Origin of the sequence: Streptomyces durocortorensis (assembly GCF_031760065.1) — a bacterium.
Lineage (GTDB): Bacteria > Actinomycetota > Actinomycetes > Streptomycetales > Streptomycetaceae > Streptomyces.
Genome location: NZ_CP134500.1, coordinates 6,745,234 through 6,758,389 on the forward strand (window position 1 = coordinate 6,745,234; position 13,156 = coordinate 6,758,389).

Genomic DNA, 13,156 nt, shown 5'->3' on the forward strand with positions numbered 1-13,156 from the left:
GTGCGGGCAGGTTGTCCGGCGGCGATTTCGGCGTGCAGCTCAAGGGCCTCGACGCCTCCCGGGGGGGCCGGTAGGCGTCGAACGTGCTGCAGGCGGGTAACTGGCATCTCCGTTGCGGAGGCTGTGAAGGCGTGCTGGGGCCGGGCGGTCCCAGCCTCAGTGGATGATGGGCCCGCGTTCACCGCGGCCCTCACCGCAGTAACGCCGGGGGTGTAAATCGTGCGGCTCGCCCAAGATCTTCGTAGGCGTTGATCGACGCAGCTTGGCGTGGGCCGCTGCGTGACCGAGCGAGCACGCTTTTTGGCTGTGGCGTGGGAACGGCAGCGGAGGTCCTCAAATCTAAGACCCGGTCCTGGGGCCACTTTGACCGCACAATCGGAATGGGGTCACCTGGGGACCAGTTGGGGACCACACGCTACGAGCGGTGGTGCACGATGCATGCCTACACGCACAACTCGCGCCCGGATTAGATCCGCTATATCCAGAAAATACTCTTGACCCCCACTCCTGGGGGTCAAGGGGTCGCAGGTTCAAATCCTGTCGTCCCGACTTTGCTTTTCGCGGGTCGGAAGCCGTCTTCTCATGCATGAGAGGGCGGCCTTCTGTGCGTTCGGTCGAGCGATGCTTCAGCCGCCTGAAGGGGGGAGCTGGTGGAGCGGTCGCCCCTGGGTCGAGACGCTGCGGGTACGGCCACCCGACTGCTCTGCGTCGGTGCCTACCGTGATGCGTCGTTCCGCGCTGCGGTGATCGACGAGCTTTACGTCTGCGAGGAGCGGTTTGTGGCCCCCTCGCCCGGGGCCGACATGGCGTGCGTGCTCGGCCATGCCCTCAGGGCCCGTCGGGCGGAGGTCGGCTTCGCGGTGGTGACCCTGCTCCTGTGGGCCGTGTTCGGCTTTCTCACGCAAGGGCTGGTGGTGCTGTGGTTGCCGCCCTTTCTGCTTGTCGTCCTTGCTGCTGCGGTCAGAGGGCGTGCACCGGAGGTGACCCCGCACCGCGCGGTGTCGGCAGGCGTACTCACACTGTGCGGTGCGTCGGCGGCTCTGTTGACGCTGCCGCTGCTGAAGGGCGGTGCGTGGTGGGGCTGGGGTTCAGGGCGCGATGAAGTGCCGGACATTCAGGCGTTTCTCGCCTTTGTCTTTCCTTTCGCGCTGGCCGAGATCGTGTACCTGCGCTGGACGTGGCTCGCCGGGGTGCTGCACCACGAACTGTCCGCTGAGCGGTGCGGCGAACAGGGCGCGGCGCTGTTCGGCCCGCGTGGCGCAGAGGTGCCAGCCCGCCGTGGCACAGCCCGGTTCCGGCGCATCAGTCGGCGTATCCGGGAGGAGCAGCACGCCCCCCTGGTGATGTACCGACCGGAGAATCCGTTCTGCGGTGTGGGCGTCCCGAATGAACCCTGGTCTCTCTCGGTCGAGTTGCGGCCCAGGGAAGGGCACTCGCCCGGCCCGGTGGACAACCGGACGATCCTGCGCCACCTCGTACCGACCCTGGAGCGGCTGAGGACCCCGTCCACGCGTGCCGAGACCGACGCGGTACGGGACCGTCTGCGGGGGCTGGAGATCGAGGAGGTGGTGTTCCTGCCGGTCGAGGGCCTGCCGGCCAGGGACATCGGGCCGCAGATCCTGCGGACCTCGGGAGAGCACCGCACCCGGGCGGTCGAGGAGGGCGGCGAGGCTCGCCGGTACTACCTGCGGATATCCGTGGTGGGCTGGAACGGCGAGCTCGTCGTCACCGTCTTCGTGCGGGTGCACACCCAGGGCGGAATTCTGGTCCTGGAGTTGGTGCCGTACACCTTGCACCCGGTGAGGGCCGCCTACCGCAGGGCCGACCGGGAGGCGCAGGAGTGGCGCCGCCGCAGCCCGTGGGACAGGTAGTGAGCGTCGCCAGCGGGGGAGTCTTCATCGAGTCCGCACACGGTGCGGTCGGTATCGGTGACGGAAACACCGTCATCACGCACATGTCCGGTGGACAGGAGGATGCATGACAGAGGACCAGGGTGCGAGCCCGGCGGGCGTCGACATCGGCACGGTGCATGGCGTCGCTGTCGTCGGAGACCACAACACGGTCACGTACCACAATCCGTCCCGGACCCGAGAACTGCGTCTCTCCGTAAGGCAGTTGCGGGCCGAACTCGCCGAGAGGCAGGGGGCCGCGGGGGAGGGAGGCCTCGATGTGATCCGTGGGCTGGACCGTGAGCTCGCGGACGCCGAGGACGAGCTGACGTCCAGTGGCGCGGCGAGCCCGGCTCGGCTGGCAAGGCTGCGGCAGGCGTTGGCCGACGCGGGTGCGGTGACCGCGACCATGGCCTCTGCGGTGGCGGTGGGTCAGGCGGTGGGCGCCTTGCTCGGCGGCTGACAGGGTGGGGAGCTCTAGGACTCCACCCACCCGTGGCTCATGGCGAGCCGCACCATGCGCTCCCGGATGCTCAGGATCTGCTCACCGGTCAGCGGCGGCTTGCTGATGAGCAGGGCCTCGGTGACCTCGTCGGTGTAGTCCTTGACCGAGAGCACCTCGCACGTGCCGTCGTCCAGGTCCGTCCTCGCGTCCGGCGCCGAGGCGTGGGAGGCGGCGGATGCCGGACGCGGGTCGGTGCGGGGCGACGAGGACGCCCGGTCGCTCGCGAGGGAGACGGCGGACGCCTTGAGGCCCCGGTCTCCGGCCTCCAGGTCGAAGCTGACCAGGACACCGGGGTTGATCAGCGACTTGTCGATGAGGAGGTCGTTGACGTGCAGGAACACATCGGAGCCCCCGCCGTCGGGGGAGACGAAACCATATCCGCGCACCTCATCGAACCGGACGACCCTGCCCGTAGCCATATGCAGCCCCACACCTCTGACGAAAGCGCAACACCTGTGCACTGTCTGTACAACGCGAACCATGGCGGCTGCCGGTCGGTCGCTCCAGGCGAGCCCGGCCGGTCGGCCGCGGACACAGGGTATACGTCGGAGAATCCGCTGCGGACTGCGGACTGCGGACTGCGGGCTGCGGGCTGGTGGGCTGTCGGTCACCGGCCCACCCCGCCCGCCGTCGGCTCCCTGCCCGAGCAGGAGCCCGGCGGCACCCCGACCTCACGGTCCACGGCCCGCAGCCCCGTCCACCGTGCGGTTCAGGCCGCTCCGCGGTTGCCCGCCCCGGCGCCGGACGCCGCCTTGATGCCCCGGGTGATATCGTCCAGGATGGAGAGCTTCGGCGCGTCCTTGTTGATGTCGAACCCGGACCGGACCACGACGAGCATGTCGGTGGAGGCGGGGGAGGGGAACACCAGCGATTCCACGTAACCGTCGTCGCCCCTCTCCGTCGCCACCTTCCAGCGCACCGCGTAGCCCTTCTCACCCGCCACGGTGACCGCCTCGGACTTCAGCACCTCGTGCGAGGTGATCTTTCCGTAGGTCGTGCCGCCGTAGGACTCCTTGGCGTTGACGGCGATGTCCTTCTTCGCCGCCTCCTCCGGGGTGCCGGCGGTGAGCTCCAGGGCGGCCGCCGGAGCAGAGAACACTCCGCCGCGCACACAGGTCTCGTCCGTGTCACCGGGGCAGGGGTGCTCACCCGTCGTCATGCCGGCGCCGACCGGGGCGGACTTGCCCTGCCACCCCTTCGGCACCGGCATGCTGATCCCGGCGGCCAGGTCCGTGGCGAAGCCCGGCTCCGTCTGCGGGGCCCGCTCGCCGGGGCCCCGGCCGTCACCGTCGCCCTCGCTGCCGCCGTCCTTCCGGTCGTCCTCCGGGCCGCCGGAGCCGTCGGGAGCGGCGGACGGCGAGGAGGCCGCGGTGCCGGGCCGTCCGCCGTCGTCCTCGCCCAGCAGATACACACCGCCCCCGATTGCCGCGAGCACCACCGCGCCGACGACCACGCCGACGCCGACACGGATTCCGCGCCGCCGCGCCCCGGCGGGCGAGGCGCGGACGTGGCCGGTCCACTGGGCCCCGTCCCACCAGCGTTCCTGAGCAGGGCCGTTTCCTGAATGCCCGGGGTCTGGATGCCAGCCGGGCGGGGTCATCTGGGTCACGGGGTGCACCTTATGCGGACCGGGTGAGAATCACATGAACTGCCCGCACCCGTTCCTCACGGCTCGATCGGGCCCACCCGGATCGCGTACCGCGTCAGCTCAGGACGGTCGCGCAGGCCGAGCTTCTGGAGCGGGTTGGCCCGGTGGCGCTCCACGGTCCTGATGCTGATGACGAGCAGTTCGCCGATCTTCTTCGAGGAGTTCGCCGCGGGCCCCGCGGCGTACCAGTGCATGGCCGTCCGCTCTTCGTGCGGATGCGTAAGCCCCCCAGGGAGCGTCTAAGGGCTGTGATCGACCGTCACCGTGGTGCCACGGCCGAAAGCGATCCGCGCCCGCGCCTCGTCCTCCGCCCAGTGCACGGTGACCGTGTCACCCGTCACCTCCACCCGGTCCACCACCCCGTCCAGCGGGGCGGCGTCCGGCTCGGCGGTGAGGGACGCGAGGGCCACCAGGACCGCCGTGCCGGTCACGTCGGCGGCCAGTCGGGGCACGGCCGCCCAGCGCGTGAACGCCGTACCCTGCGGGGCCCGTACGTCCTCCGCCTCCGCCGTGTCCCAGCCGTGCAGACCGAGCAGCTGCGAGCGCACCGGTCCGCCGGGCCCGGTCGCCCACCCCGTCAGCTCCGCCCGCGCCCCGTCCGGCGCGAACAGCACCCGGTGCACCCGCAGCTCGTGGCGGCCCCGCGCCACGGTCACGCTCTCCACCCGCAGCCCCGGGACGGTGGGCGGGCCCGCCGGGAACACCGGCCGGTGCCAGGAGCCCGCCCAGCCCCAGCCGTCGCCGTGCCCGGACCCGAGCGGATGGATGCGCCGACGTGCGCTGCGCGCCCCGCCGACCGCCACCGCCAGATGGTTGTCCGCCGGGTTGGCCGCCGACGTCGGCCCGGACACCGTGGAGTAGGCGAGCCGTGCGTAGTGCGGGTCCTCGTCGGCCGCCGACTCGCCCTCCTCCGGGCGGACATGGTCGCTGCCGTGGTTGTGCAGCCGCACCACCCCGTCCGCCCGGGTCGACTGCACCAGGAACCCGGGGGCCGGTACGGACAGCACACGGTCGGGACCCTCGCTCGGGGCCGCCTCCTCCGCCGACGCCCACAGCGGGTGCCCGGAGGGGGCCAGCAAGGCCACGAACGCCTTGGACGCCCAGTACGGCGAGGCGGGACCCGAATACGTCTGGAGCGTCGCCGGGTGCGGGCCGTGCCAGCCGAGGTTCAGCAGACCGTCGTCCCCTGCCGCCCCGCGCTCCAGGAAGTACCGCAGCGACCCGCTGGCCACCCGCCGGGAAGCCCCCGGGCCCAGCGGCGTGTGCCCGGTCACCGCGCCCAGGCCCACGGCCGCGCTCGCGGCGAAGCGGTAGGCCAGCGAGCGGCCGAAGTACAGCGGGGCCCCGTCGCCGCCGAACAGCAGCGAGAAGCTCTCCAGGTACTCGCGCAGCCGGGCCCCGTGCCGCGCCGACTCCCCCGCGTCGCCCGCCAGATGCGCGTCGAGCAGCGGATACAGGTGCAGCGCCCAGCCGTTGTAGTGATCAAAGGCGCGCCCGTCGCCGTCGGCATACCAGCCGTCGCCCCGGTACCAGCTCTCCAGCAGCTCAAGGGCCCGCTCCCGGGCCCGCACGGTCTCCGCGTCACCCCGGCCCACCGACTCCAGGAACCCGGCGACGGTGTACGGGAAGAGGTACCAGTTGTTGCCCGCGGGGACGTGCCGCAGCGCGCACCGGAGCCACCGTTCCGCCTGGTCCTGTACGTCCGGTGCCAGCCGGTCCCAGAGCCAGGGGCGGGTGAGCCTCAGCCCGAGCGCCACCGAGGCGGACTCCACCATGGGCTGCCCCTGCACATGGTGGTCCAGGATCAGCGGCCAGGACTCCGCGTCGTCCCGCCCCGGCGTGCGCGTACCGGCGTCCAGCCCCTCGGCGTACCGCTCCAGCAGCCCGCTCGGGTCCTCGCCACCCGCTCCGGCGACCCGGAACCCGGCGGCCAGGAACGTTCGCGCGTACCCCTCAAGACCGTCGGACCGGACCCCGGAGTGCGACGGGGGGCCGGGCAGATCGAGCCGGGCCCCGCCCGGGGTAGCCCACTTCCAGGCCGCGTCCAGCATCCCGTCGGCGACGGCTTCCCAGTGGGCGCGGGTGTAGCCGGTGTACGGACTCGACGCCCGGTCTTCCGGGGGTAGCCCGAAGGGACAGGTGCGGGACCGCCTCACGGAAGCAGTATCCAGTCCGCCCCGACGGCGGCGACCAGCCCCGTCCCCAGAAGCCAACTGCCCAGCCTGGTCCGGCCGTTCCTGCTGAGCTCGATGACCACACCGCACAGGATGAGCGCGAGCCCGTACACACCGACGACCAGCACCGAGGAGCGGCTGGCGATCCGCAGGCCGAGCACCACGGCCATCGCCGCCATACCCGCCGAGGAGAGGGTGATCCGCAGCCGTCTCGCCTGACGCGGTGTGAGCCGCTTCTCCTCAGTGCCCCGTTCACTCGCTGCCGTCCCGGCTCCCGCGGTCGAGGCGCGCGCGGCCACGGCTTCGGGTTCCGCTATCGGTGCGTCGGCGGTGGCCCGGTCGCCGGCGGACGGCTCGTCCTTCGGCTCGTCCTCGCGCTGGTCCCGGCGCTGGTCCTGGTCAGAAGTGCTCATGGAGCCGGATCGTAGTAGCTGCCCGGCACCCCGGCCCCCGGACCCGTTCCTTCCGGCCGTGCGCGGGCCCCGCACACCCCCCCGCTACCCCAGTAGCCGTGGCGCCTCCGCCGCCGCGTCGACCGTCCGGCCCGTATCCACCCGGTCCGCCAACTCCCGGGCCCAGGCCGTCAGTCCGGTGACCGCGATCCCGTGCGGCCCGGCCTCGGCGTACGGGGCGATCGCCCCTGCGCCCCGGCGCAACAGCCGTGCCCCGCCCGCGGTGTTGCCTCGCGCGGAGTGGGTCAGCCCCACCGCGAGCTGGGCCAGCCCCCGCCAGAGCTCGCGTTCCTTCTCCGGCCCCGACTTCCAGGCGTCCTCGAACACCTCGTGCGCATGGAACGGCATCCCCGCGTCCAGCAGCCGCTGCGCCTCCCGGAGCGTTTCCGGAGGCGTCCGGACGACCCCCTCCGGCTGCCGTTCGACGCCGGGCGTCCCGTACGGCAGCGGGCGCCCCAGCCCGTCGCGGGGGCGCGCATTGCGCGCCCGGCCCTCGGCATCACGGTCTCTGCGCGTCTCGTTCACTACTCGATTGTGCCCCGCACCTGCAAGGAATCGTGCGAACCCTGTCGGTGAGCACCCGCGCACGACTAGGCTCGACCGTCGAGAAGACTGCCTCTGTGGGAAGGGTGGGCATGAAGCCGTCCCGGCCGTTGTACGAACGTGAACCGGAACTCGCCGCCGCTGCCGAGGCGGTGGACGCCCTGTGCGGTGCGCAGGCCGTCGGCGGTCTGCTGGTCTTCAGCGGAGAGGCCGGGATCGGCAAGACCGCGCTGCTCGCGGAGATCCAGGCGATGGCCGCCGACCGCTGCACCGTCTGGTCCGCCCGTGGCGGCGAGACCGTCACCTCCGTGCCGTTCCATGTCGTGCGGCAGCTGTTGCAGCCCGCGTTCGACCGGTTCCCGCCCGACGAGACCCGGGCCCTGTTCGGCGACTGGTACGAGACCACCGCGCCCGCCCTCGGACTCGCCGAGCCGAGCGGCCGGCAGCTCGACCCGCAGGGTGTGCGCGACGGCCTGGACTTCGTCGTCGGCCGGCTCGCCTCCCGGCTGAGCCACCGGCCGCTGCTCCTCATCGTGGACGACGCCCACTGGGCGGACGGCGAATCCCTCGCCTGGCTGGGCTCGTTCACCGCCCGCCTCGGTGAACTCCCGGTCCTTGTCGTCCAGGCGCACCGCCCGCAGGAACTGGCCGAACGCGACGCCAATTACATCGCCGACCGCGAGGCCGAGCGTGACTCCGGCGGCCACGGCAAGGTGAACCGGGTCGCCCTGCGGGCCCTGACCCCCGACGCCACCGCCGTACTGGTCCGCGCAGGGCTCGGCGAGCACGCCGACGACCCGTTCTGCCGCGAGGTGTGGGCGGTGACCGGCGGGAACCCGTACGAGGCGGTCGAGCTGGTCGCCAAGGTCCAGGACCGCGAGCTGCCACCGGTGGAGGAATCGGCCGGGGAGCTGCGGGAGCTGGGCGCCTCCGCCCGGGGCAGCGGGCTCGTGGCCCGTCTGGAGCGGCTGGGCACCAACGCCAACCGCTTCGCCTGGGCGGCCGCCGTCCTCGGCACCGACATCTCCCAGGAGTTGGCGGCCACCCTCGCCGGGATGAGTTCGGCGGAGGCCGCCGACTGCACGGCCCGGCTGCGCGACGCCCGTATCGTCAGCGGCTTCGACCCCCTGGAGTTCGTGCATCCGCTGATCGCCACCGCGGTCTACCGCTCCATCCCGCCCGCCACCCGCACCGCCATGCACGGGCGTGCCGCCTGGGCGATCACCCGGGCCGGTCTCGGGGCCGCCGCGGCCTCCCGGCATCTGCTGGAGGTCCACCCGGACGACGACCAGGAGTTGGTCGCTCAGCTGCGGGAAGCCGCCAGGCAGCACCTCGCGGTCGGCGCCCCCGAAGCGGCCAGGCGCTGTCTGGAACGGGCCCTGGAGGAGCCGCCCCGCCCCAAGGACCGGGCGGTCCTCCTCTACGAGCTGGGCTGTGCGACCCTGCTCAGTTCACCGCCCACCACGGTCCAGTACCTGCGTGCCGCCCTCGACATGCCGGGACTCGACGACGGCCTGCGCGTCGACGCCACCTTCCGGCTCGCCGCCGCGCTCGCCCACAACAACCAGCTCAAGGACGCGGCGCTCTCGCTGGCCGCCGAGGCGGGCCGTACCGCACCCGGCCCCGGGCTGATGCGCCTCCAGGCCGCGCACTTCATGTGGGAGGGCATGCAGGCCTCCGAGGACGACGGACCGGCCCGCTCCCGGCGGCTCGCCCGCAACGCCGACCACCTCAAGGGCCGCGACAACTCCGAGCGGGCCCTGCTCACCCTGCGGGCCTTCGACGCGATGCTGCGCGGCGAGAACGCCCAACTCATCGTCGACCTCTGCGAACGCGCCCTGATCGACGGCAGCCCCGCCCGCGGTCTCGGCTGGACCGACTCCGAGTGGGGCTTCGAGCTCCCCACCATGGTCGGCATCACCTACGCCTTCACCGACCAGCTCGACCGCGCCGAGAGCCTCTTCGGCGAAGCCGTCCGGGCCTTCGAGATCTCCGGCTGGAGCGGGGCCCACCTGGCGTTCGCCCACACCCTGCTCGGCATGGTCCACCGCCGTCGCGGCCGCCTCGCCGAGGCCGAGGGCTTTCTGCGCGAAGGGCTCCGTCTCGCCGACCGTGTCGGCTCCGGGCTGCCCGTGCACTGGGACGCGGCGTGCCTGCTCATCGACACCCTGCTGGCCCGCGGCCGGATCGAGGAGGCCCGCCGGGTCGCCGACCGGTACGCCTTCGGCCCGCCCTACCCCAGTGCCATGGTGCTGCCCGACGCCCCGTGCGTACGAGGCCGTCTGCTCCTGGCGGAGGGCCGCAAGGCGGAGGCCGTCGCCGAGCTCGAATCGGCAGGCGCAGCCCTGGAGCCGCGCGAACGGTTCAACGGCATCTGGGCTCCCTGGGCGGGCGATCTGGCCCGCGCCCTGGCAGACGAGGACCCGGCCCGCGCGTCCCATCTGGCCGCCCGCGCCCGGGTGCACGCGGAACGGTTCGGTACCCCCACCGCCCTGGGCGAGGCCCTGCGCTGCGTCTCGCTCTTCGCACCGCCGGAGCAGTCCGTCCAGTTGCTCGCCGATGCGGTGGGCCACCTGGAGAAGTCGCCCTCCGCCTACGAGCACGCCCTCGCCCGGGTCGAATACGGCATCGCGATCGGCTCCCACCGGGAACTGGCCCGCGCCCAGAAGCAGGCGATGACCTGCGGGGCCGAGGGGCTGGCCGCCCGCGCCCAGCGGGCACGGGCGTCGATCCGGTCCTCGGAGTGAGGTAATGTTTGTCCTGCGCGGCCGCCCGGGGAACCGGGAGGGAACGCGGCGGGACGTGGCGCAGCTTGGTAGCGCACTTGACTGGGGGTCAAGGGGTCGCAGGTTCAAATCCTGTCGTCCCGACTGGAGACAGTCGCAGGTCAGGGCCGGTTTCGGAGCAATCCGAAACCGGCCCTTGATCATTTCTGGGACCAGTTGGGAACCAGCGGCCTTGACCGGGGCGGCGGGTCACGGCGATGAGGGGTCGGCAGCGAGCGAGGCGCGCGCAGCACGCCGAAGCGGGCAGAGAGCACCGCTCCGGCGGCCGTGATCCTGCGTGGTGAGACCGGGGGGAAACGGCGGCCTCTCCGGTGGCCGAGCGGTGCGCAGATCGGCCACCGGGTGCCCTGGGCCGGGGGAGGCGTCGGCCGGGCCTGCGACTATTTCGCCAGCTTCCCGTTCGGTCGAACAGCGAACCAGGTGCCGTTCACGCCCTGGCCGGTGGTGTCGCCGGGCTTCTCGTCGCCGGTGAACCAGTAGAGCGGCCAGCAGTCGATGGTGAGCTGCTTCGTGCCGTCGGGGCGGACGTACGGGATGACCAGCTTCGGGGCGATGCCCTCGACGTCCTTCTTGTCGACGAGCTCGGCCGGCTTCCACTTCTCCAGACAGGCGCCCACGCAGTTGGACTTCATCGGCCAGGCGGTGTCCTTGGTGAAGCGGTAGAGCGTACGCCCCTTGTCGTCGCGGACGATCTCGCCGAGCTCCGCGTCGTCGACGGTGGACAGTGCGGGCAGGTCCTTGGGCTCACTCGGTTCCGCCTCCGGCGCCGGTGCCGGTGTCTGCGCCTTCGTGCCGTCGGGCGCGGCCGAGAACCAGGTGCCACCGACGCCCTGGCCGCGGGTCTGCCGGGGCGCAGTGTCCTGCGCGTAGCGGTACAGGGGCCATCCTGCGAGCGTCAGCTGCTTCGTGCCGTCGGCGCGCTTCACCGAGCCGAGCAGTCCGGGGTCGATGCCGAGGCCCGCCTTCGCGCCGTCGGCGAGTACGGGCGGCCAGGCCGCCGCACACTCGCCCGCGCAGTTGGACGTGGGAGGCTTCGACGTGTCCTTGTCGAAGCGGTACAGGGTGAAGCCCGCGCCGTCCGTCACGACCGGGCCCAGCTGTTCGCTTTTCCAGACGCTGAGGCGGCCCGCCCGGGAGGGCTGCGCACCGTTGTTCGTCGAGGCGGCGCGTTCGGCGGAGCCGGTGGTGGTCGCTGCCGTGTCCGGGGAGCTTCCGCAGCCCGCCGTCAGGAGGACCGCGGTAACCGTGAACGCGACCGGGACTGAGGTGAATGCACGCATGGATATCCCTCTTTCGGGCTTCTCGCAGAAGCGGAATTTCGCAGAAAGCATTGAATTGCTGATGTGATGGGCCGCCCCGGCAGCAGGGGAGGAGTAGGCCGACTGCCGGGGCGGGGTTCATGGGAGCGGAAAGGCGCCCTGTCGGTCACTCTCACTGCCACTGTGGAAACGGCAGCTGGGGCGGGGAGGTTCAATCCAGCGGAAGGATTCCCGGGGAATTCTTCGGGCGGGTCGCGAGCGGTCAGACCCGCCCCGTGCCGGCCCCTGCCAGGGCCTGGGTGGGAACGACCACCCGCAGACCCAGGACCCCCAGATCGACGATGCCGTCGTTCTCCGCGTACCACCGCCAGTGGGCCCCCGGTACGTCGCCGACCGTCAGCACGATCCAGCCGCCGCCCTCCGGCGTCGAGAGGTCCGCGAGCGCCCTGGCCTCCTCGGCGGTGGGCGCGTTCTGGACGACGATGAAGCCCGTGACCTCGCCGGTGCGTGCCGCACCGCGCACCATGCCGACGCCCAGATCCTCGGCCGAGTCGAGCACCTCCTCGGGGGCCTTGCCCTTCACCTCCGAGACGGAGCGGACCCTGACCAAACCGTTGAGGCCGGGCAGCGCGCTCGCGCTCGGGTCCACGGACACCATCACCGTGCTCTGCCGCGGCAGTTCGAGCAGGCCGCGTACCAAGGCCGCCACGGCGTCCTGGGCGACGACGAGGTCGCCGCTGACACTGAGCGCGCCGTTGATCTGCCCGAGGTCCACCATGACCTGCGCACCCCGCTCGCTCACCCCGATCCGGGCGAGGTGCGGCAGCGTGAGGGCCACACCCGCTGTGGGGTCGCCCTCGACGACAGCGGGAAGTCCCGTGCGCTCCCAGCGGTTCGTTTCGAGCGCGGTCCACGGCGCGGGCGCCGTGTGCGCCCCGGACACCGACGCCAGCAGCTTCGTGGGTTCGGCGAGCACGCTGTAGACCCGCACCGGACGCTCCGTCTCCGCCGTGTCCGCGGGCATGAGTTCGCGCAGCGCCTGCCGCACCATCACCGGCGTACGGGTGTCGGCCGCGAGCCGTCGCGCGAGCACGGCACGCCGGCGCCGCCGCAGCGCGAGCGCCAGACGGCGCGGCAACCGCGGCCGCAGTACCCGCGCGGCCCGAGCGATCCCGGAGCTGGTGGCGCGCAGGGCGCGACCGATCGGACGCCGTGCGACGATCACCACGGTCAGCAGCGCGGCACCGACGACACCTCCGATCAGCCAGGGTGACCCGAGCCGGTCGCCGAGCCCGGCGAACGTACCCGAGCTCCGGCCTGCGGCGGGGCGGGGCGCGGGGGCGGCGCTCTGCTCGGAGCGCTCCGCCGGGGCGGCGTCCTCCTCGGGCAGGACGCCTACCTCCACACCGGGCCCGTTCGCGTCCTCCGGCAGGATCAGCGCGTAGCCCGGCGTCAGCTGGTCGGGGCTCACGAAAGCCGAACCGTCCGGCAGTTGGCGCCCGCTGTTGAGGACCAGGATCTCCTCGAACCGGTCGCCGTCGCCGAGTGTGCGTTCGGCGATCCCGAACAGAGTCTCCTGCTCGCCGCCGTTCTCCTGTGCGGACTTGATCATGTAGTACTTCGTCACCTCGTCGGCCCGCAGCGCCAGGGAAGGGCGCATCCGCCCCGCCGCAAGCGCCGGAGAAGAGGCCAGAGCACGTACGGAAACCGGAGCGGGTGCGGATGGGAGCGCCTGCGCGGGTGAGGGCAGTGCCAGCCAGGTGACGGCAGCCAGGCCGCACAGCGCCGTCACCCTCGCAGCCGTCCGCCGCGACGCCGGCCGCCGTGCTTCGTTCGTTGTTCCCGGGGTGTCGCGCATCCTTCTCGTCCTCCTCCGTACGGGGCCAGGTGACGCGCATCG

Annotated in this window: 10 protein-coding genes, 1 tRNA gene and 1 pseudogene; 4 read left to right on the forward strand and 8 right to left on the reverse strand. The window is 72.3% G+C overall.

Features of this window, described 5'->3' with window-relative positions; translation table 11 throughout:
* Positions 1 to 743 precede the first annotated feature (743 nt).
* Positions 744 to 1,871: a hypothetical protein gene (locus RI138_RS29770; RefSeq protein ID WP_311122369.1), complete on the forward strand. Its 1,128-nt coding sequence runs from the start codon at positions 744 to 746 to the stop codon at positions 1,869 to 1,871.
* 106 nt (positions 1,872 to 1,977) lie between these two features.
* Positions 1,978 to 2,352, forward strand: a complete 375-nt coding sequence (locus RI138_RS29775; protein WP_311122370.1) for a hypothetical protein — start codon at positions 1,978 to 1,980, stop codon at positions 2,350 to 2,352.
* Positions 2,353 to 2,366: 14 nt separating this feature from the next.
* On the opposite strand, the gene RI138_RS29780 is transcribed toward RI138_RS29775, so the two are convergent.
* From RI138_RS29780 to RI138_RS29805, 6 genes and pseudogenes are all read right to left on the reverse strand, one after another.
* Entirely contained in the window at positions 2,367 to 2,813 is a 447-nt protein-coding gene (locus RI138_RS29780) for a cold-shock protein (protein ID WP_096631220.1), read from the reverse strand.
* A 290-nt stretch (positions 2,814 to 3,103) separates the two neighbouring features.
* Positions 3,104 to 3,994, reverse strand: coding sequence for a DUF2510 domain-containing protein (locus RI138_RS29785; protein ID WP_311123060.1), 891 nt, complete (start codon positions 3,992 to 3,994; stop codon positions 3,104 to 3,106).
* 65 nt (positions 3,995 to 4,059) lie between these two features.
* Positions 4,060 to 4,275, reverse strand: a pseudogene (locus RI138_RS29790) (response regulator transcription factor); the annotation flags it as partial.
* 6 nt (positions 4,276 to 4,281) lie between these two features.
* Entirely contained in the window at positions 4,282 to 6,198 is a 1,917-nt protein-coding gene (locus RI138_RS29795; RefSeq protein WP_311122372.1) for a DUF2264 domain-containing protein, read from the reverse strand.
* Positions 6,195 to 6,629 carry a hypothetical protein gene (locus tag RI138_RS29800; protein ID WP_311122373.1) on the reverse strand — a complete coding sequence of 145 codons (435 nt, stop codon included), beginning with the start codon at positions 6,627 to 6,629 and terminating at the stop codon, positions 6,195 to 6,197. The genes RI138_RS29795 and RI138_RS29800 overlap by 4 nt, the downstream gene beginning before the upstream one ends.
* Positions 6,630 to 6,713: 84 nt before the next feature.
* Positions 6,714 to 7,193, reverse strand: a complete 480-nt coding sequence (locus tag RI138_RS29805) for a DUF309 domain-containing protein (RefSeq protein WP_311122374.1) — start codon at positions 7,191 to 7,193, stop codon at positions 6,714 to 6,716.
* A 110-nt stretch (positions 7,194 to 7,303) separates the two neighbouring features.
* Here RI138_RS29805 and RI138_RS29810 point away from each other — a divergent pair, with 110 nt between their 5' ends.
* The gene (locus RI138_RS29810; RefSeq protein ID WP_311122375.1) at positions 7,304 to 9,958 is read left to right on the forward strand and encodes an ATP-binding protein; all 2,655 of its coding nucleotides are present in this window, start codon (positions 7,304 to 7,306) and stop codon (positions 9,956 to 9,958) included.
* Positions 9,959 to 10,007: 49 nt separating this feature from the next.
* A tRNA-Pro gene (locus tag RI138_RS29815) sits at positions 10,008 to 10,081 on the forward strand.
* Positions 10,082 to 10,377: 296 nt separating this feature from the next.
* Here RI138_RS29815 and RI138_RS29820 read toward each other — a convergent pair.
* The gene (locus RI138_RS29820; protein ID WP_311122376.1) at positions 10,378 to 11,277 is read right to left on the reverse strand and encodes an SCO0930 family lipoprotein; all 900 of its coding nucleotides are present in this window, start codon (positions 11,275 to 11,277) and stop codon (positions 10,378 to 10,380) included.
* Between the two features lie 241 nt (positions 11,278 to 11,518).
* Complete coding sequence (locus RI138_RS29825) at positions 11,519 to 12,916, reverse strand: hypothetical protein (protein ID WP_311122377.1); 1,398 nt, start codon at positions 12,914 to 12,916, stop codon at positions 11,519 to 11,521.
* Between the last annotated feature and the right edge of the window lie 240 nt (positions 12,917 to 13,156).

Coding starts and splice junctions, on each gene's coding strand:
- RI138_RS29775 (WP_311122370.1), top strand. CDS start 1,978: ATGACAGAGGACCAGGGTGCGAGCCCGGCGGGCGTCGACATCGGCACG.
- RI138_RS29780 (WP_096631220.1), bottom strand. CDS start 2,813: ATGGCTACGGGCAGGGTCGTCCGGTTCGATGAGGTGCGCGGATATGGT.
- RI138_RS29785 (WP_311123060.1), bottom strand. CDS start 3,994: ATGACCCCGCCCGGCTGGCATCCAGACCCCGGGCATTCAGGAAACGGC.
- RI138_RS29800 (WP_311122373.1), bottom strand. CDS start 6,629: ATGAGCACTTCTGACCAGGACCAGCGCCGGGACCAGCGCGAGGACGAG.
- RI138_RS29810 (WP_311122375.1), top strand. CDS start 7,304: ATGAAGCCGTCCCGGCCGTTGTACGAACGTGAACCGGAACTCGCCGCC.
- RI138_RS29820 (WP_311122376.1), bottom strand. CDS start 11,277: ATGCGTGCATTCACCTCAGTCCCGGTCGCGTTCACGGTTACCGCGGTC.
- RI138_RS29825 (WP_311122377.1), bottom strand. CDS start 12,916: ATGCGCCCTTCCCTGGCGCTGCGGGCCGACGAGGTGACGAAGTACTAC.